The 21486-nt window shown below is 55.5% G+C and carries 8 protein-coding genes; 5 read left to right on the top strand and 3 right to left on the bottom strand.

Annotated elements, in window-relative coordinates; all coding sequences use genetic code 11:
• Positions 1 to 7 precede the first annotated feature (7 nt).
• Genes DDZ13_RS09065 through DDZ13_RS09055 form a run of 3 tightly spaced genes read left to right on the top strand, consistent with a single transcriptional unit; the run spans position 8 to position 3429 of the window.
• Complete coding sequence (locus DDZ13_RS09065) at positions 8 to 838, top strand: phosphatidate cytidylyltransferase (RefSeq protein ID WP_110131128.1); 831 nt, start codon at positions 8 to 10, stop codon at positions 836 to 838.
• A complete protein-coding gene (dxr, locus tag DDZ13_RS09060) occupies positions 839 to 1996 on the top strand; it encodes a 1-deoxy-D-xylulose-5-phosphate reductoisomerase (protein ID WP_110131126.1) in 1158 nt (385 codons plus the stop codon).
• Positions 1987 to 3429 (top strand): site-2 protease family protein, encoded by a 1443-nt coding sequence (locus DDZ13_RS09055; RefSeq protein WP_110131125.1) that lies wholly within the window; start codon positions 1987 to 1989, stop codon positions 3427 to 3429. Before dxr ends, DDZ13_RS09055 begins: the two co-directional genes overlap by 10 nt.
• A 307-nt stretch (positions 3430 to 3736) precedes the next feature.
• On the opposite strand, the gene DDZ13_RS09050 is transcribed toward DDZ13_RS09055, so the two are convergent.
• Both DDZ13_RS09050 and DDZ13_RS09045 read right to left on the bottom strand, forming a co-directional pair.
• Positions 3737 to 4498 (bottom strand): RluA family pseudouridine synthase, encoded by a 762-nt coding sequence (locus tag DDZ13_RS09050; RefSeq protein WP_110131124.1) that lies wholly within the window; start codon positions 4496 to 4498, stop codon positions 3737 to 3739.
• Between the two features lie 99 nt (positions 4499 to 4597).
• Positions 4598 to 5428, bottom strand: coding sequence for an SDR family NAD(P)-dependent oxidoreductase (locus tag DDZ13_RS09045; RefSeq protein WP_110131123.1), 831 nt, complete (start codon positions 5426 to 5428; stop codon positions 4598 to 4600).
• A 77-nt stretch (positions 5429 to 5505) separates the two neighbouring features.
• Between DDZ13_RS09045 and hpf the strand changes: the two genes are divergently transcribed.
• Together hpf and DDZ13_RS09035 are read left to right on the top strand one after the other, a co-directional pair.
• Positions 5506 to 5871 (top strand): ribosome hibernation-promoting factor, HPF/YfiA family, encoded by a 366-nt coding sequence (gene hpf / locus DDZ13_RS09040; RefSeq protein ID WP_110131122.1) that lies wholly within the window; start codon positions 5506 to 5508, stop codon positions 5869 to 5871.
• 153 nt (positions 5872 to 6024) lie between these two features.
• Entirely contained in the window at positions 6025 to 7452 is a 1428-nt protein-coding gene (locus DDZ13_RS09035; RefSeq protein WP_110131120.1) for a sulfatase-like hydrolase/transferase, read from the top strand.
• Between the two features lie 72 nt (positions 7453 to 7524).
• Here DDZ13_RS09035 and DDZ13_RS09030 read toward each other — a convergent pair whose 3' ends face one another.
• Positions 7525 to 21015: an Ig-like domain-containing protein gene (locus DDZ13_RS09030; RefSeq protein ID WP_158279859.1), complete on the bottom strand. Its 13491-nt coding sequence runs from the start codon at positions 21013 to 21015 to the stop codon at positions 7525 to 7527.
• Positions 21016 to 21486: the final 471 nt, after the last annotated feature.

The raw sequence follows: 21486 nt of genomic DNA, 5'->3' as shown, positions 1-21486 counted from the left end.
ACAACACATGCAACAGCGTATTTTCAGTTTCGCCCTACTTTGGACCATTATCGCGGTGTCCATCCTGCTCTTCGGTGCCCACGCAGGAGTACTGCTCGTTGCGATTGTCGCTTACCTGACACAACTTGAACTCTACCAGCTATTTGAAAAAATGGGCCTCAAGCCCATGAAGACGCTGGGGCTGGTTTGCGGAGCGGTCATTTCGCTGGGAGCTTACTATGTAAGGACGATCGATTCGGGGAACGATCTTTTTGTTCTGTGTTTTGTCGTGCTCACGCTGACGATCATTCGCCTCGACCTCCAGGCGGGACGTTTACGCAGCTTTATGCCGACGCTGTTCGGTCTCCTCTATGTGCCCTACCTGCTCCATTTCATTATCAAAATCATGAAGATGGCGGAGCTTGACGGTTACCGCGAAGGTACCGGTATTTTTCTGGCGGTGTGGATCGTGGCAGTCGCGAAGTGTGCCGATGTGGGCGGCCTGCTCGTTGGCATGAAGATCGGAAAGACCCCTCTCTCGGTCATCAGTCCGAAAAAGACCTACGAGGGTGCGGCCGGCGGCATCGTATTTTCCATGTTGATCGGCATCATCCTGGTCAGTATTTTTTCGAATTACGTACCGGAAAATTTCAGCCTCTGGCTGGCCGCGCTGATCGCGATTCCGGTTGCCATCGCCTCGATCGCTTCGGACTTGGTCGAGTCCGCTTTTAAACGTCAGGCTGGCGTCAAGGATTCCGGCAGCTTGATTCCCGGCATCGGCGGTGCCTTCGATTTGGCGGATAGTCTTATCCTGAGTGCTCCGCTGGGTTATCTGCTGTTCAAATACACGCTCTTTTAGATGTCGTCTTCACGATGCAAGAACGTCGTCCTCCTCGGTGCCACCGGTTCGATCGGCAGCAACACACTTCGTGTCCTGCGCCAGCATAGGGACAAGCTCAATCTTGTCGGTGTGGCGGCGCGGGCCAACTACAAGGAACTCGCTCAGATCTGCGCCGAGTTTGAGGTCAAACATGCCGCACTGGGGGATGCATCGCTCTATCCGGAAGCAAAATCTGAATTTTCTTCCGACGTAAAGCTCACCTGTGGACAAGAAGGCCTCACGGAACTGTCCACTTTGCCGGAGGCTGACATTGTTCTGGTCGCCGTTGTCGGGGCCTGCGGTCTGCGCCCGACGCTTGCCGCCATTGAGGCAGGCAAGGATATCGCACTGGCCAACAAAGAGCTGCTCGTGCTCGGCGGGGCCCATGTGATTGAGGCCGCCAAGCGCAAAGGGGTCCGCCTCTTGCCCACCGACAGTGAACACAATGCGATTTTTCAGTGCCTGGAGGGCCATCCTCGAAGCCAACTGGACAAAGTCATTCTAACCGCATCCGGGGGGCAGTTTCGCGATAAGCCGCTCGATTATTTAAAGCAAGTGACACCGGACGAGGCCACCCGGCATCCAAATTGGTCGATGGGGCCAAAGATAACCGTCGATTCGGCGACCATGGCCAACAAAGGGCTCGAATTGATCGAGGCTCACTGGCTCTTTGGACTGGAACCGGCACGGCTTGAGGTGGTCATCCATCCACAGAGTGTCGTCCACTCTTTCGTGCAATTGATCGACGGCTCCATTCTGGCTCAACTCAGTCCGCCCTCCATGACGTTTGCTATCCAACATTGCCTGCTCTATCCGGACCGCGCGCCGGGAGTCGAGTCGAGCACCGATTTCAAGGAAGTCTTTTCCCTGGACTTTCGCCCCCCGGATTACGAACGCTATGCCTGCCTTAAATTGGCCTACGATGCGCTGGAGACAGGTGGTGCAGCCCCGGCTATTTTTAATGCGGCCAATGAGATCGCCGTTGACCGCTTTCTCAACAAAGAGCTCGGCTTTCTTGATATTCCCAGGGTGATTGGGCATTGTCTGGGGGGTATTGCAGGGAAGTCTTCGCCGACGCTGGACCAACTTATTTCAATTGACGCTGAAACACGCACTATCGCCCGATCATGTTATTAGATATTTTTTACGTAGCAGTCGCCATCTTTGCTCTCGGCTTCTGTATTTTTATTCATGAGCTCGGGCATTTCATCGCGGCCAAGAAGCGGGGCTTGGTTGCGGACCGATTCTCCGTCGGCTTTGGTCCGCGCTTATTTGGTTGGAAATGGAAAGGCACCGATTTCCGTGTTTCGCTCATTCCTCTCGGCGGCTACGTTTCGCTGCCGCAACTCGTTGACATGGGGCGCCTTGAAGGCGGTGACGGCGAAGAGGCTGATAAACTGCCTCCGATCAGCTATGCCGACAAGATGATCGTGGCTGTCATGGGCGCGGTTTTTAACCTGATCTTCGCTTTTATTCTCTCCCTTGTGCTCTGGGGGGTCGGCCGTGAAATCGTCAAAAGTACGGAAGTCGGTTCGATTGCCGAGCAGATCGTGACTTCGGAACGCGAGACGGTTCCGGGGCCTGCCTTGCAGGCGGGCATACAGCTCGGCGATACCATCGTCTCGGTGGACGGACAGAGAATTGGTAGCTGGATGCAGTTTCAGAACGCCCTCATGACCGGCACCGGCCGTTCGGATGACGGCCGCGCCATGGCCGAGATCGGAGTTATTCGCGATGGCGAGCCGATGAGTGTGACGGTTTATCCGCAGACCATCACCAGCGAGGAGATCCGTCATATCGGCGTGTACCCCACCTCGGATGAGAATGCGGCTCCACTTATCGTGAGGCTGGAGAAGGACATGCCGGCCTACAAGGCCGGACTCAAGGAAGGTGACCGTATCTTAAAACTGGACGGTGAAGCGGTCGCGTCCGGAGGGTTCTTAAGTGCTTATCTGGCAAGCCACGGAGACCGGTCCATTGAAATTACCGTGGATCGCGACGGGCGCGAATTGGTCATTCCGGTCAAACCTCGCATCAAGAAAGGTGAGACCAGCCCGAGATTTGGTTTTCAGTACGACTACCCGTTCAAAAAGGAGCGCGTGCATTATAATCCCATCGAACAGATGGGTATCTTTGCCAATACCATGCGGATGACGCTGTTCGCCCTGCTTCACACAGAGTCGGATGTGAAAGTAAAAAATATGAGCGGTCCGGTGGGGATCGTACACGGGCTGAGCCGTATGGCTCAGTTTGGTGTCATCGACCTGGTCTGGTTCCTGGCACTGATCAACGTCAATCTGGCTATCTTCAATTTGCTGCCCATCCCTGTCCTCGACGGTGGACACATGCTCTTTGCCACCATTTCAAAGATTATCGGTCGCCCACTACCAATCCCGGTGATGGAAAAAGTGCAGGGTGCGTTTATGGTCCTACTACTCGGTATGGTGCTCTATATCACCTTCTTCGATGTCGGGCGAGTCGGGCGCGACATAGGACTGATTGAGGACGAGACGGTGACCGCGAAGGAAGAGGAGCCGACGACTGAAACGGCACCAAATCCAGCTCCGTAGAGGCTCCGCTTGCGGATGCCGGGGTGCTGAACGATCAGTTTTCAGGAGACGGCTGCATCTTATATGAGCGCCTTACTTTTTCCGGTATAAACAAATTTTCGGCAACTCGAACACCCCGCTTTACTCGAGCGTCGCCAAGGGCTATGCCGGGTTGCGCAAGCGTGGCTACGTGGCCTCAAAACTTTGTGTCGGGGCTTTGGTATGACCAGATAATGTCAAACGTTGGCATGAGCGTTCCCGATACTGTCTTTAACAGTCTTTAACATATTGATTGCATCCATGGATCCCGTATTCGCAAGCGGAGCCTCTACTGGATCAGCCCATTTTTCCTGGAAAAGGTCTGCATGTCTTCTTGAAGTGGCGCCTCGAAACTGACAGTCCCGTCCGGAAATTCAAAGTCGTAGCGGTGACAGTGCAGTGCCTGCCGCTGCATCGGCAGCATACTACCGAGCCGCTCGGTCCAGCCGTTTTCAATAAATTCGATGTAAAGCGTTTCGTCCGGGCCGTAGATTTTGTCGCCGACGATTTTGTGCCCGATGTGCTCGGCGTGGACACGGATCTGATGCTTGCGCCCGGTCTCGGGGCAAATCTTGCACAGCGTGTAATCGTTGGCGGAAGCCAGCGGTTCAAAATCAGTCACGGCGGATTGGGCGGTACGGTCGTTACTAACCTCGGACTTCACTATGACCGGTCCGCCGCGACGACGTGCAATCGAGGCATCGATTCGGCACGGCTCATTCAGTTCACCTTCAAGAATCGCCAGATAGGCCTTTCGAACGATCCGGTTCTGGATCGCCATCTGGAATTTTCGCGCGACCGAAGGGCGTTTGGCAAAAATCACCAGTCCGCTGGTCTCCCGGTCAAGTCGAGCCACGAGGTGCAGCTTTTCCGAGCCTGTATATTCGCGCACCACGCCGACCAGACTCGACATGGGGCCGTTCTTGGACGGATGGCAAACCAGCCAGCCCGGCTTGTTCACAATTAGTAGATTATCATCTTCCTGAACAATCCACTCCGGAAAAACATCCGGATCCACCAAGGGGGCTTCTTTACCGTAAGGGTCCGTCATAAAAGGTTACTCGTTGTGCGGGTCGTGAAAGGAGAGGACAGAAATGTCCTCTCTCCGGAGTGCGGACATTTCTGTCCGCCATATACCCGAAAAGACCGTTCATCCCTCTCCCAGCCTCATCTTCCGGAGCACCTTGCCACCCAAACTGGTCACGAGCACTCGTGGCGTTTTACTCCCAAGAAAGGCAATGCATTTGTTTAAAAAACCGGTCACGACCAGGGGCTTACCTTTGGCGAGCCCACGCAGCGCACATTTCGCGACCTCGTCGGCGGTCATATCCAGATATTTGTTGAAGCCACCCGCCTCCATCGGCGGGGTCTCAAAACCGGCCCGTTTGAAGAAATTCGAACGCGTCGGCCCCGGGCATATCGCCATGGCGCTAACCTTGGTGCCACGCAGGTCCTCATTCAGGGCGAGTGACCAGTTCAAAACGAAGGCTTTTGTTGCGCCGTAGGCTGCCAGATAAGGCGTGGGTTGGAAGGCTGCAGTGGACGCGATATTCATCACAACTCCACCGCGTTCCTGCATTTCCGGCAGGATTTGCAGTGTCAAATCAACGACGGCCCGGACGTTCAAGTCGATCATATTCAATTGTTTATCGATCTCCGCCTCCTGCGTGGGGCCATAGTCACCAAACCCGCTGTTATTCACGAGAAGAACCTCTCCGGGCGGCAAGTCACCTATAACACGCCTTAATTCTGCGGCAGCTGCATCAACTTGCTTCGCGTCGCTCAAATCGGTGGACAAATGCACCCCTTTTTTTCCTAAAAAAACATCAGGTTCTGACCGAGAAAGGTTGCAGATTACAGCCTCTGGCACTACGGTATTAATTGCTTTGATAATTGAGCAGCCAATTCCTGATGAACCGCCCGTCACAATGATGAGGGCAAACCGGTTCAGCGTTTCATTTAGTGGAACGGGAATTGGCATTTTTGTGTCTCAATTTGAAGAAGAGGCAGGGCCGGTCGGCTCTGTTAAACTGAACCGATAAAGGAAGGTATAAATATATGAAACAACATGACGTCATTATCTCCGGTCACAACATGGAACTGACCGAGGCGATTAAAAATATGGTTCATGAAAAGGCTGAAAAGCTGTTCGAGCACGACGATCACATCATCCGCATGCGGGTGGAACTTGACTACGACACGCACAATTCCTCGCACCAGGCTGAGTTTATCGCCAAAGGGCAACTCGAAGTGCGTGGTAACGATCACTTTGCCAGTGCCGCGACCAATGACCTGTATAAATCGATTGACGACATGGTAAGCAAACTCGACCGAATGCTTCGCCGAAGATCGCGCATGAACAAGGTGAAGCGCAAGGATACACATCCGGTCGACATTCCGGCGGAAATCCCCAAAGCGAGCTAGTTCTGCCCCGAACCTTTTCAAAAGCCCGGCTGTACAAGCCGGGCTTTTTTGTCGCCGACTATTCGGGCTTTACACTTAACTGGACGGTTCAAAGTGTCCCATATCCCCGGCTAGACTTGCCAAGGAGCGGGATGGGCGCTGATTTACTGCGTCATGAAGACTTACCTCGCAGCTACGCTAGGCATACTGATCGCACTTTCGCAGATTTCCTGCACTCACAGCAGGACGACAGCAGAAAAAGACCGGCCAAACATCATACTGGTCATGGCCGACGACCAAGGCTGGGGCGATGCGGGCTACAACGGGCACCCCTTCGTGCAAACCCCGGCGATGGACGCGATGGCGAAGGAAGGCTTTGTCTTCGACCGATTCCATGCGGCCGCACCGGTCTGCTCCCCCACCCGAGCCAGCGTGCTGACCGGGCGGCATCCCATTCGTACCAATGTGGCTAACTATGGCCATTATCTGCGTCCGCAGGAACAAACCCTGGCGGAAATCCTCCAGTCAGCCGGTTATAAAACGGGGATTTTCGGGAAGCTGCATGTTGGCTCCGCACAACCAAATACACCCTGTAATCCCGGCGGTATGGGCTTTGATGAATGGGACATCGGCCTGAACTTTTTTGACAACGACCCCTACCTGAGTCGTAACGGCACGGTCGAACACTATGAGGGCAAGGGTTCAGTCGTCCTCATGGATGAGGCGCTGGCATTCATCGAAAGGTATAAAGACGGCCCCGACCCGCTGTTTGCCGTCATCTGGTTCCCGTCGCCGCATTATCCGCATGCAGAGGTGCCGGATGGCCCAAAGCTGTATGAAGGCAAGAAACACGCGGGTTATTTCCGTGAAATCACCCTACTCGACGAACAACTGGGTCGCTTGCGCTCGGAACTCAGACAGCTCGGAGTCGCGAAAAATACCATCCTATGGTACTGCAGCGACAACGGCGGACTGCTGGCGGAAAGCTCCGGAGGAAGAGCCAAAAAAGGCTCGATTTACGAGGGTGGATTGCGCGTGCCATCGATTGTCGAGTGGCCCGGGCAGCAACTAACGGGGCGCAGCGCACTGCCTTCTTCCACCAACGATCTCATGCCCACACTTTTATCCATGGCGGGCGTCGACGCACGCCTGCGTCATCCCCTAGACGGGATTGATATAAGTCCGTCATTTGATGGCTCAATGGTGCAGCGCAGCAAACCGATGGGGTTTTGGCATGACTTCAAGGACGGAGACCTCACCCGCAGCGATCAAATCTTGAAGGCGATCATGGAAAAGCAAAAGGCTGGCGTGCCCCGACCTCACGATCCGCCGAGATTGCTCAAGGACGTCAATGAATTCCCTGATTATCCGGAGGAGTTCTCGCCCGGCCACGCCGCTTGGCTGGATTGGCCCTGGAAATTACACCGGATCGAGGGAACGACCTACGAACTCTACAATCTGGAAAGCGACCCCGGAGAGCAAACCGACCTGTCTGACGAGGAGGCTCTTCAGCAACACCTTGAGGACATGCAGCAAAAATTGCTCAATTGGCAGAAGTCCGTTGTAATGAGCCTCAACGGTGAGGATTATAACTCATACTGACTGGCTGTCATTATGAGTCTGGCAATTTGTGACCACTGCTCCAGCCAGATGGACCGGAGCAGTGGTCTAAAACTACTCGGAGAGAAAATACATCCGGTCGATGGACAGCGTGTCAGGAACGTTGTTGCCCGCCGTTGCGTCAGCATCGAGTACGATAACGTGAATCACTCCACTGGTGCCCTCTGGAAGCGTGAAACTCTGTGTGGTATTATCGTCTGAAGTCTTGGTGATCGTCAACATGTTGATGTAGGTGCCGTTCTCCCCTGTGGTGGAATAGGCAAAGATAAAGTCATCACCCTCGCTATTCGCACTGTGGTGGGCCTCGATGTTGAAGCTCACGCTTGTGCCTCCAACCACGTCGAACTCCCAGATATATTCCAGAAAGCTATGGCGCTCGGAGGGCTTACCATTGCTCTCCTCTTCGGTAATCGTCTCATAGGTATCATCCGAATCGTATGTATCGGCGATGCTGCCGCTAACCGTACCCGAAACAAGTGTTTCAGCATAAGCATAGTCCTCAGTCATGAGGCCAACAACCTCGACCGTCATTGTTGCTTCTGTGCTACCGGTGCCATCACTGGCGCTGACGACGAAGGTGTTTACACCTACATCACCGCTTCCGGGTGTACCACTCAGTGCCCCGTCGGAAGCCACGGCCAACCATGCTGGCCCGCTTACTTTCGAATAGGTCACAAGATCACCCTCGGGATCCGAAGCAGCGCTGAAGATACTGTCGCTGTAAGAGTTCCCCTCGATCGCATCCGAAGCGCTGAACGGGGCGCTGTTAAAAATCGGGGCATCGTTGACCGGGTTGATTGTGATCGAAACCGTTGCGGTGTTCGAGTCCACCGTGCCGTCATTGACCTTGAAGGTAAAGCTATCCGAACCGTTGTAATTGTTTCCTGGTGTATAGGTCAGGTTCGGGGCCGTACCACTGAGGATACCGTCCGACGGGCCGATAACTACGCTGTAGGCCAGGTCATCGCCGTCCGGGTCACTGGCGGTCAAGGTGACCGCGACGTTGACATCCTCGTCGGTGCCGACCGACTGGTCGTCCGCCACTGGTTCGTCGTTCACGGCATTGACCGTGATCGAGACCATCGCAGTGTTGGAATCGACCGTACCGTCGTTCGTCTTAAAGGTGAAGCTGTCCGAACCGTTGAATTCGGCGTTCGGCGTATAGGTTAGATTCGGCGTTGTACCACTGAGCGTGCCGTTGGAGGGACTGCTCACCACTGCATAGGTTAGAGGATCACTGTCCGCATCGCTGGCTGTCAGCGTGACGGCTAAGGCATTATCCTCGTTTGTACTTGCCGACTGGTCATCGGCGACCGGCGCTGTGTTACCGCTACCGCCGCCGCTGACACTGACGCTCAGATTGTCGATATTCGCTGAGGTGGATTGGCCAATGATTCGGACGGCAATGTCGTGCCCCAACGAGGCTTCCGAGCCATCTGCCGTGTAATTGAAAGTCACGGTTTGATAGGTAGTGCCGGAATAAGCGCCTGTCGCAGTGTTAAGCAGTGATGTTATACCTGCGCCACCGTCACCGCCGCGAACATCATTACGAGCCGCTCCATTAAATGTGACAAGAGCGACCGTATAGTTGTCGCCGGCATTAGAACCATCCGCGACCACATCGAAACTAACCTCGTAAGTGGTGCCCGATGTCAGAGCACCGATCTGGCCCTCTGACGTAGTAATACCTGAGTTGGTGTAGCGGAAAGAGTAAGCTTGCGCCCCGACCGGGCCGGTAAACTCGCCACTTGCCTCATCGTTGAGACCATGACGCGTCGCACCAAAGCCCTGAGTCGCCCTGACCCACGAAACCGGCGTCGTTCCTTCAGAATAACCAGTCACATCGGGGCTCTCAAAATCTTCACTGAAGACGACAGTCCCGGCTCCGGCCACTTCGATGGTTAGAGTTGCCTCAACCGAGGCGGCGGTTCCGTCACTCACACTGACGGTAAAGGTATTACTGCCTAAATCGGCACTGGTCGGTGTGCCGCTGAGGCTACCGTCGCTGCCGACTATGAGCCAGGTTGAACTGCTGACCAATGAGTAGGTCAGCGTGTCGCCATCCTCATCCGTCGCGTCGTCCGCAAGACTGCTACTGTAGGCGGCATCGACGGTGGCGTCGACTTCGGCGACAGGGTCACTGTTCCATGACGGAGCATCATTCACGTTGATTACATCAATCGTCAGAGTCGCTTGGGTGGTACTCATACCATCGCTGGCACTAATCGTGAAGCTGTTGCCGCCAACATCTGCATTGAGTGGTGTTCCGCTTAGGCTTCCATCGGATCCCACAATCAGCCAGGAAGCACCATCCACCTTGGCATAGCTTAGAGTCTCCCCGTCAGCATCCGTTGCACTGCCCGCTATTGTGCCGCTATATACGGCGTCCTCTGTGGCATCAGACGCGCTGAACGGATCGCTGGCGAAAACCGGCGCATCATTCACCGCATTCACCGTGATACCTACCGTTGCGACATTCGAGGCCACCGCATTACCGGTCGCCGAGAAGGTAAAGTTGTCCGTGCCGTTATAATCGCTATTCGGCGTATAAGTCAGGTTCGGAGCAGTGCCGCTCAACACACCATTGGCAGGAGGAGTCTCAACCGTATAGGTCAGAGGATCATTGTCGGCATCTGTGGCCACAAGAGTGATAGCCACCGCATTGTCCTCATCCGTGCTGACTGAGTCGTCGTTTGCGACCGGAGCGTCATCCACTGCGTTCACCGTGAGCGAGACAGTCGCGGTATTGGAATCCACTGTGCCGTCGTTGGCTTCAAAGGTGAAGCTGTCCGAGCCGTTGTAGTCAGCGTTCGGCGTATAGGTCAGATTTGGAGCTGTGCCGCTCAGCGTACCGTTCGTCGGAACAGTCACGACTGCGTAGGTCAAGGTATCACCAGTATCCACGTCGGAAGCGGTCAGAGTAATAGCCACGCCGGTGTCCTCATCAGTAGAGGCTGAATCGTTATTGGCCACCGGTGCATCATTCACCGCATTCACCGTGATGCTAACAGTCGCGGTATTGGAATCGGTCGTACCGTCGTTCGTCTTAAAGGAGAAGCTGTCGGAACCACTGAAATCGCCATTCGGGGTGTAAGTCAGATTCGGAGCCGTGCCGCTCAAGCTGCCGTTCGAAGGTGGGGGCACCACGCTATAGGTCAGCGTGTCACCGACATCCACATCGGAACCAGTCAGCGTAATGACCACGCCGGTGTCCTCATCGGTCGTGGCCGAATCGTCATTGGCCACCGGTGCGTCATTGGTATTGATCACTGTGATGTCCAGAGTCGCTTCAACGGCAGCTGCAGTTCCATCGCTGACGCTGACAGTGAAGCTGTGCGCGCCCACAGCAGAGTTGGTCGGTGTACCACTCAGCGTACCGTCGCTGGCCACACTCAACCAGGTCGCCGGACTAACCAGTGCGTAGGTCAATGTATCCTCTTCCGCATCCGTGGCACTGCCAGCGATACTTCCAGTGTAAGCCGCGTCCTCGGTCGCATCGCTGCCAGCAATGGGGTCGACCGTGAAGACCGGTGCATCATTGATGGCATTCACCGTGATGCTGATGGTCGCCGTGTTTGAGTCCAGCGTGCCGTCGTTTGCCTTGAAGGTGAAACTATCCGAACCGTTGTAATCGGCATTCGGCGTGTAGGTCAGATTTGGAGCTGTGCCGCTCAAAGTGCCGTTCGCCGGACCTGACACGACAGCAAAATTCAACGGATCCAGTTCGATGTCAGAGGCAACCAAGGTAATCGCCACTCCGGCATCCTCATCTGTGGACGCTGTATCCGAAACAGCCATAGGCGCATCATTCACTGCATTGACAGTAATACTAATGGTTGCGGTGTTCGAGTCTGCGGTACCATCATTCGTCACAAATGTGAAACTGTCGCTTCCATTGTAATCACCGTTCGGGGTGTAGGTCAGGTCCGGAGCCGTGCCGGACAAGCTACCACTGGAGGGGCCGCTCACGACAACGTAGGTCAGGGTTTCAGCGACATCCACATCAGAACCAGTGAGCGTAATCGCGACACTGGTGTCTTCGTTTGTCACAGCTGAATCACTATTGGCTACCGGGGCGTCGTTGACCGCATTGATTGTGATACTGATGGTTGCAATATCGGAATCCACCGTGCCGTCGTTCGCCTTGAAGGTAAAACTGTCCGAACCGTTATAGTCGCCGTTCGGCGTGTAAGTCAGGTCCGGAGCCGTGCCGGACAAGATGCCGTTGGACGGGGCGTCCACCACGACATAAGTCAAAGGATCCAGATCTGCATCGCTAGCGCTTAGCGTGATCGCGACACCAGTATCCTCGTTCGTTGCCGCCGAGTCGTCATTGGCGACCGGCGCGCTATTGCTTCCTTCCACCGTAATGGTCGTATCGTCAAGGATCGCAGACGTCGTCTCGAGCGAGTTGCCGGCCAGATCCTTGAGTGCCGCACCCGCATTGACCTGAAGTTGCAGGGTGCCCGAATTTGTTGGCGTCACCGCGACACTGAAGACGCCGGCAGTCGTTTCGGTTACTGAATTAACAGAGATGGTCGAAGTTCCGGCGTTGCCGAAGTCGGTCACATCCACAGTCGTGGCATCCATATCTTCACTGAAGGTCAGCGTGTAAGTAACCGAGGTATTCTCAACCACCGGACCACCCGCGGCATCATCCACGATGTCGCTGCCAGCGAGGGTCGGAGCTGTGGTATCACCTCCCCCTTCAGAGGTAATCGATACTTCAACATTGTCGATATTCGCACAGGTCGTGGCACCATCGAAACGAAGCGCAATGTCTTTGCCGATCAGAGTGGCAAGCCAGGCGGAATCAACGACTCCCCCATCGCCATCGTTATCGACGACAGGATCACCGACCACATAGCTGAAGGTGATCGTAGTATAGCTGCCGTCACCCGTTGCGTTGCCGGTGGCCCGTGCAAGCACCGCGGAACTCCCCTTTTCGCCGTATTGCAACGAGCTTCGATTGGCACCGGGATCAAAAAGTAACAGTAGCGCATCGTAAGCCGTGCCACTGTTGTGCCCATCCATGACCACGTCAAAGCTGACATCGATGGTAGTGCCGTTGGTGAGTGCACCGAGGATGCCCTCGGCAGTGGTCACGCCTGAATTAGTGTAGCGGAAGCCATAGGCCTGTTCACCCACCGGATCGGTAAAGTTGAGTCCACTATTTTCAATCTCATCGATGAGACCGTTCCGATCAGAACCAAACCCGTCACTGGAGCGCACCCACAGCGCGGTATTGGCCGACTTGCTGGTATTGTTGAGATTGTAGCTCGCCACATCAGCAGTGGTGCCACCGTATGGATTGGCTCCTGCTTCAAAATCGTCGGCAAAGACCACACCTTCAACGGGCGCGGCATTCACGGTAATGCTGACCGTGGCAATGTTGGAATCCTCCGTACCGTCGTTGGCTTTGAAGGTGAAGCTATCCGAACCGGCGTATCCAACATCCGGGGTGTACGTCAGATTCGGCTCCGTTCCGGTCAACGTACCATTAGTCGGCGCAGCTTCGACCGAATAAGTCAGCGGATCGCTGTCCGCATCCGTCGCGACAAGAGCGATGGCGACCGAGACATCCTCGTCGGTCGTGACCGAGTCATCGGAAGCGACCGGAGCATTATTTGCCGGTCCGGCATTCACCGTGATGCTAACCGTCGCGGTATTAGAATCCACCGTGCCGTCGTTCGCCTTGAAAGTGAAGCTGTCGGAACCGGAGAAGGCCGAATTCGGCGTGTAGGTCAAATTCGGAGCGGTTCCGGTCAGGACACCGTTGCTCGGAGGCGTGACTACAGCGTAAGTCAGCGGATCGCTGTCGGCATCTGTCGCCACGAGTGTGATGGCAACAGGCGTATCCTCATTCGTGCTCACGGAATCATTCTGCGCCACGGGTGGATTATTTGGCGCATCCACTGTGATGGTGGTGTCGTCGGCAATTGCTGAAGTGGTGTCGAGCGCATTGCCCGCCAAATCATCCAGTACGGCCCCAGCTGAAACCTGCATTTGCAAAGTCCCCTCAGTAGTCGGGGTTGCCTCGATACTGAAGACCCCGGGAGCCGGTTCGGAAACGGATCCGATCGTAACGGCGGCGGTACCGGCATTGCTGAAGTCAGCAGCTGTGACAGTCGCGGCGTCCATGTCCTCACTGAAGGTTACCGTGTAGGTAACCGGGGTATTGGTGAGTATGGGGCCACCTGACTGGTTATCCACGATGTCCGAGCCCGCAAGTGTCGGCGCCACTACGTCGTTCGGGGCGTCGTTAATCGTGATCTGAACATTGTCGATGTTGGCCGTCGTGGTCGCTCCATCGAGACGTATCGCGAGGTCATGCCCCTGAACCGCGGCATCCGAGGAACCATCCGAAATATATTCGAAGCTCACCAGTTGATAGGCTGTTCCGGTATAGTCGCCACTGGCGGTGGCCAGCACCATGGAGGTGCCGTTGCCCATGCCGCTTACGTCATTTCGAGAGGCTCCGGGGGCGAAGGTCACCAGACCGACATTATAGGCTCCACCGTTGTTATAGCCGTCTCCGACGACGTTGAAACTAACGCGGTAAATCTTACCGCTCTGCAAGGTGCCGATCGCACTTTCCACGGTCGTAATGCCTGAATTCGTGTAGCGGAAGGCATAGGCCTGCTCGCCTCCCGGATCCGTGAACTGGTTACTGCTTTCGTCAACGATACCATGTCGATCGGAACCAAAGGCTTGTGTGGCACGAACCCAGTTGGGGCCAGTTTGCTTGGAGGTGTCCCCTCCACTGCCACTGGCATCGACATCGGGTGAACCCGAAGCGACTTCGAAGTCATCACTGAAAGCAAGCCCCACCTGGCTGACACCGGTGGCGATGTTCCAAGTCGCTTCACTGGTGATACCACCGAAGGAATTGCCCGCCAGGTCCTCTACGGCTCCAGCATCGATCAGGATCGCATAGTTGGTCGCTTCCGCCAGATTTGAGGCCGGGTTGATGGTCAATGTCGCCCCGCTTATTGTTACTTGAGTGCCGTCATTCACATCGATCAACAAGTCACTGGAAGTATTCACATTACGCAGCGTGAGATTGCCGGTACCCGCGGCAATGTCCTCATCAAAGGTCACCACCAGGTTGGTGGCAATGTCGACATTGACCGATTCATCCGCAGGATTGAGCGTCGCGACTGCCGGAGGATTGTTGGCGGAAATACTGAAGTTCCAGGTCGTATCATCGGCAATCCCGGCAAAGGGGTTCCCGGAAAGGTCGAGGATGGCGCCGGCATCGATCTGCACGGCATAATTCTTACCTTCAGCAAAGTAGTTGGCCGGGGTGATGGTCACATCGGGACCTGCTGCGGACACCTGGCTCGAATCTTTAACATCGATCACCACCTGAGTTGAATCGGTCAGATTCTTCAGGGTAATATTGCCGGCATTGACGACCACATTTTCATTCATGGTCAAAGTCAGGTTTGTCCGGTAGGAGACACCGGACGCCCCATCACCCGGGCTCAGAGCAAGGATGCCCGGTGCCACGCTATCGCTGGTTTCGCCTGTATTGAATGTCCAGCTAATGTCGTCGGAGATACCTGCGTAGCCATTACCAGCGAGGTCGGTGATCACTCCCGGCTCAATTTGCACCGAGTAGAAGGTCAGAGAGTCCAAGTCCTCTTCCGGGTTGATCTCCAGCGTATCCCCGATGAGAAGAACCTGGTTTCCATCGATCGCATTGATCACGGTTTCAGAACCATTGTTCAGATTCTTGATCGTGATGTTACCCGCGCCGACGGCGATATCCTCGTCGAAGACGATTCTTAAATTATCAGTCACCGGGACGTTCTCGGCGTCGTCGTTCGGAGTCAGCGAGGCCACCGCCGGCGGCACCTGATCCGGTTCGTTCGGATTGGTAATGGTCTTGACGCTCACATTGTCGATAATGGCGCTGGTGCTGGCGCCCTTGATGCGAAGTGTCAGGTCCATACCGATTGCGGGGTCACCTGCGGCAACGGTGTAGTTGAAGACTACGGTCGAGAAGAGACCGTCAGTACGCGCATCTCCGGTCACCGCCATCAGTTCAATTCCCGGATCCGAAGTTCTGCAATCGTTACGAGGGTCACCCAAAGTATACGCAATCAACCTAGCATCGTAAGGCGTACCCGAGTTCGCACCGTCATCACGCACGACATCGAATGAAATCTCATAGGTGTCGCCTTCTTCAATCGCCTTCAGCGCACCTTCTGCCGTTGTAATACCTGAGTTTCCGTAGCGGAAGGCGTAAGCTTGATGGTTCGGGTCAGCGGCACTGAAGTCTCCCCCGGCCTTGTCGGACAGACCGTGCCTGGACGCATTAAAGCCCTGATCCGCACGCACCCAGTTAGCCGGTGTGGTACCCTCGGCGTAGGCAGCAACATCAGGTGCTTCAAAGTCCTCCTCTAAGAGAGTGGTTTCCAAGCCAGTCGGAGAGGTCGAGAAGTTCCAGACCGAGTTGTCATTAATCCCGGCGTATTCATTGCCCGAGGCATCCACAACGGCACCACTGGCAATGCGGACGGCATAGCTCTTGCCACCGACCAAATCCTCTGCCGGATCAATGGTCAGTACGTTCAGGTAAGCTGACACTTGAGCGGTGTCCGTTACTGAAATGATCACGTCACCACCGTCCGTAAGGTTACGAATCACGATATTTCCCGAATTGGTGAAAACATCTTCGTCAAAGGTGACATGGAGATTCGCATTCGCTTCTACGTTGTAGGCGGCATCGGCCGGGTCAGTGGAGACGACCACCGGTCCGGTGGTGTCGGGCGGAGGTCCGAGTGAAACAACCAGATCCACAGGCGACTGCCCGGGAATGCTGCTACCACCAATTGGATCCTGACTGATTACGTCACCGCCCGGTACAAGTTCGTCGTAAATATTGTTCACCGTGCCGACCACCAGGTTGGCGGCTACGATATCGGATTCCGCCGTGGTCTGCGCCAAACCCACAACGTCGGGCACAACCTCGTCTGTCAGGTTCACGGTGATCACCGTGTCATCGATGGTCGCGCGGTCTGAGTTGAATGCATCGCCCTGGGCATCCTGGATGGACGCTCCTTGGGCGACCGCAAAACGCAGCAGGCCGATGCTGGTTGGAGTGACGTCAACTGTAACCACACCAGGCGAGGTCTCAGTGATTGTCCCGATCGTGACCGAGACATCGCCGACGTTCACAAAGTCGGCTGCATCAAGCGTCGCCGCATCAATGTCTTCACTGAAGGTCAAAGTATAGGTCATCGCTGTATTGATCACAACCGGTCCGCCGGATTGGTCATCGACGATGTCCACAGATGCGAGGGTCGGGAGCGCGGGGTCCTGCCCGATGGAGATTTCAAGATCCACAGCAGAACCATAGGCGGCGGTGCTTCCTGCGGCTGGAGTCTGGCTTAAGACATGTCCGGCAGGAATCGTCAGACTGTACGCCGATGCGTCAGTGATCGTACCCACGCTAAGTTCTGCTAAGCCCAAAAGGTCCTCGGCCGAAGACTGCTCGATACCCACCAGATCCGGTACAGTGCCCCCAACGGGAATCGTTGCAGACGCCACACCGGAAGCAGCTGTCGCATTGCCGGCCGGTTGCTTGTCGCGAGCCTTAACCGTGTAGCTGTATTCGACACCCGGGGTCAGGCCGCTATCCGTATAAACATTACTGTCCTGCCAGCCGCTGTCATTGCCACCGCCGGCTGTGCAAGTGAAATAGTACTCCACTCCATTGAGGTCGAATGCAGTGGTAGCCGTCATGGTGATCGACGACGAGCTTATCGGCGTCGGTGCGACCGCGAAGGTCATCGGATCCGGCGTCGGTGCGCTGGTGTCCGGCACCATAGCGACCGTGCCCTGAATTACGCTCTGATAATTTGATCCGAAGCGAATCTCATCGATCAAGGGTGTCCCGTTACGCGAAAAGGTCAGGGTGTCGAAAGTCGACTGGTCGACATCAACCGTCAGCGTCGAGCTCGGCGCTGATGGAAGGATCAAATCTTCCCATGGCAGATAGATTTCAATCGTGTCGGAGTTTGCTCCCCAGTTAATCTTACCAACCACCAAGCGCTGCACACCGGACTTGATAGCGCCATACTGGCTCGTCCAGGTACCCGCAACTTGCCCACCTTGCGAGGAATCCCGGAAATGCGTGGCCCTCACTTCGGATTTATCAAGCCAAACCCCCAAACCGGATCCCAGTTGTGCGCCATCATCGACGATGTAGTGATTGTCGGCGGAGTTGGAAAGCTGATCATTCGCCAAAGCCATGTAGATTTGATCAACCATGCCGGGGTGCCCCAGCATCGCGCTGAACCAAAGGGTGGCCCCATCATCCAGCAAACCGTTACCTGCAAGAGCTGTCGGACTAATGGCTCGCGATGCGGCGTGCGACCGGATCGAGTCCGATGCGCTGAGTGCGCTACCATTCGTAACCAGTGAGCCGTAGTTGAGCGAACCACCGACTATGTCCATGTTGGCTTGTGCTGTCCAACTGCCGTCCAGACCAATCTCATTGACACTTGATGAGCCATTGAATCCGCCCGTCGGGTAATCGAAGGGCTCGTAGATCGCGAGACCAACATCAGTGACCGCATTTACCGTAATGCTGACCGTTGCTGAAGCCGAGAGTAAGCCCTCGGTATCCATCACCTCAAAGGTGACGCTGTCTGCACCCGTATAGGCGAGGTCCGAAGTGTAGACAAGGTCCGGAGCGGTACCGGTCAGATAGCCATTGGACGGGCCGTCGAGCACTTTGTAGATCAGGTCCTGGCCTTCCGGGTCCGAACCTGTCAGGGTGAGCTGCGTCGGCGTGCCCTGCCCGGCCGTTATCGAATCCGCGTTAGCGGTCGGCGCGGTGTTCGCTGGCAGGCTACCTCCGGATTCATTGAGAGTTACAGTCACCGTGCCATAGGCCTCGGTCAGACCTTTTTCATCGGCCATGGTGACTTCAAAAGTGTAAACACCGGCCGTGCCGTCGAACAGGACCGTAGTATCCTTGGCCTCAGCGGTACCGTTCGGAGCAAAGCTGACTTCTCCTGCCCCGTGCACCTTACGCCAGGTGTAATAAGGCGTGCCCTTAGCCAAGTCGCTCGACTGCACCCGTAGCACCGTACTGGTGGCCGGAAGAGTCAGTGATGGCTGATCCGCAAACACCCAGTCGACACTCTTGAAGGGTACGACTTGCTCGGGAAGTTGGTCCGCAGCGATCGCATCAAGAACCGCTTGAGCCGCCTCATGGTACTTTTGGCCGAAAAAGTAAGGGTCTTCAGTGCTCACTAATTGCTTACAGAACTCGATGACCTGGGGATCCGGATTCACCAACAGCGACGAAGCGGCGTAGTTCTCCAGCTCGGTCAGAAACATGCCATGGTTTTTGGTCACCTCACCATAAGCCCTGATTGCGACAGGAACCCCATCTGCATAGTTATGGGTCCGCATTGCCGTAATCGCGTCAGCCCTCTGAGAGTAACTGTTTTCTGCCGGCACTTGGTAATACGCCACATCCACCAAGACATCAGCCAATGCGTCCACATCCGCCTTGGTCAGATACGGTGCCACACTCATCGTTGGGACACGAGCGGTCACCCCCATCGGCGCCGTTGCAAGGATCCGGAAGGCTGGATAGAGCAAATTACGGTCTGCCGTATCAACACGAGTGCCACCCCAGATCCCGTTATTGCCGTCAAACAGCAGGCTGGCAAAAGCCTGCTTTTCGACATGCAGTGGGTTTTCAGGATCAAGCGGCAAGACCGGCCGATCGTTCGCCACCAGCCCATTGACAATCGTGGCCACCTCCGCGGTCTTGGCCGCCAGCGACAGTTTATTCAATGAATTGGCCGCCATGTAGCGGACCTTGCTGTCAGGATCACTACAGAGGCCGGCCAGCACCGGGGCGGTGCTGTCATCCGCAATCTGGCCCAGGGCAAAAATCGCACCGTGACGCTCGGCATAGACCGTGCTGTTTTGCGCAATATCGATAAGCGTCGGCAAAATGGTGGCATGGTCGGCTGTCCGGTTCGTCCCGATCTCCGAACTCGCGCTCCAATGGAGTTGCGGCAAAGGCGACTTCAAGTCCTCGATTAGCTCTGTAGTTGTGCGGGTCGTCGGATCATAGGTTTTGGCAAAATCAATGTGTGCGATATCGGTGGCATCGAGGACCTGGGCCGCAGCGGCGCTCTTGCCGGTAATATGGATTTGCTTGAGTGGCGCGGCGTAGGTCAGCAGCGTGGTCCAGGACGGTTTGTGGCCCTGGCCCCAATTGTCGGAAATTCCGCCGTTCTGATAATAAGGGTGATAGACGAAGTCACCGTCCCAGCGTCGCTGCAGGTCATACAACCAACTGGTGGTTTGAAAGTAGTTCACCAGTGCATCCTGGCCACCAAAGTTGGCACCCAGCGGCGTCCAGAGGTGATTGAAGAACGGACCGGTGTGACCACCATCCCGCTCGCTGGCGCCAAACACAGACATCTTACTGAAATACTTTGCCTGATGTTCGTAGCCGCTCAACATACCAAGCGCGATGGCGTTGAGTCCCGACTTGCCGTTGTTGGCAATCGAGCCGGTTTCCTTGTTCTCACCGTAGGGTACGGTGCCGAGGTCGGCGTAGTATTGAAAGTATTTCGCCGCACGTGCGATGCCGTCCAGAATCCGCTGGTCGGTCAGCCCGCACTTCTCGGCCAGGATCAGACCGAGGAAGCACGGCATGCCTGCATTGTTCACCGGGCCGTAGCCTATGCCGTAGGCCTGATTAAGTTCACCGTTCGGACCGGGCAGTGAGTAGTGGTGCCCCATTGTACCGAACATGCTCTGAGCATTCGCGATTTGGACCGCCCTCGCCCGAATTGACGGCAGCACGGTGCTGTCGCCTGTCTGCAGATAATACTCGGCCTGCGTAATCAATGCAGGCCCGATATTCCACGGCTTGCCAATCGAACGGGTCAGGTCATTGGACTCCATGTCGTCGATTTCGTCTTGAGTCAGATTGAGTTCGTAGGCCTCCGCCTGGGCACGCGCCTGCCGTGCCGCATTGTCCGGGTTGGCGGGATCATTGGCCGCCAACAGGACCGTCGGGGCAAAACCACCATACCCGGTATCGGTCACGTTGTTCATGATGTACTCGATCCCCTTCTCCAGAATTGCCGCCGACTTGAGGCAATTGTACGGCGCGGTTGCGCTGTAGCTCCCGCCCAGATACTCAAGCGTGATCGACACCTCGGTCGTCACCCCGGACCGCCAGCGAAGCAATTTTAACACCGCCGGATTATTGCCCTCGGCATCATCGATTGCATAGGCTAAGGCTTTACGGGCATCCGAAGTGAAACTTACCGGACTGGCCCCAGTACCGTCGGCCCCGAGTATCACATCGCCCACCGCAAGAATGCCGTCGGCCGGCGAACCGGCATCCACTGCCGTCACTAGAATCTGACGCGCATCGACTGTCTCATTCAGCTTGCCTGAGCCCTTGTTATAAATCCAGCCTTCCATGCCGGTTGGGCCGAGATTAATATACTCGCTATCCGTGGGCTCCCCGCCCGCTGTCAGGTCGGGCACCTGGGCATTCGCCGATGTAGCGAAGGCCAGAAAAGAGGCAGCAAATAGGCCTAGCGTTAAAGTGGTCTGTCTCGCCTTTTTCAGGGCTGAAACAGCAGACAATGGGTAACACTGTATATTCATTAGGGGGTGTGAATCTTACCGCACGTCGTAGAGGCTAAAATGCACGGCAATATCGGGCATTAGTGTTTTGTCCGGGCGTATAAACAAATCTTATTCACTGGCCCTTCCTGTACTTATAAGGACAGGCTGAAGAGGCGTCCTCAACCTAAGAGCCTTATAATATGGGGCATACCACCCAATTACGATAATTGAATAAGTATGGGCACATGAATACAGACTTACAATTTACGATTGTTTTACACGGTGGCCGAAGAAACGAAATCGTGAGGTCCTACGGATATAGCCTGCGTTCCCTCCAGATCTGCTACCCGGGCCGATGCGATTTCATCAATCACGACAAAGTGAAAG

The organism is Coraliomargarita sinensis, assembly GCF_003185655.1.
GTDB lineage: Bacteria > Verrucomicrobiota > Verrucomicrobiia > Opitutales > Coraliomargaritaceae > Coraliomargarita_B > Coraliomargarita_B sinensis.
The sequence above is the reverse complement of the archived record's forward strand: the minus strand, read 5'-3'. Positions and strand labels throughout refer to the sequence as shown.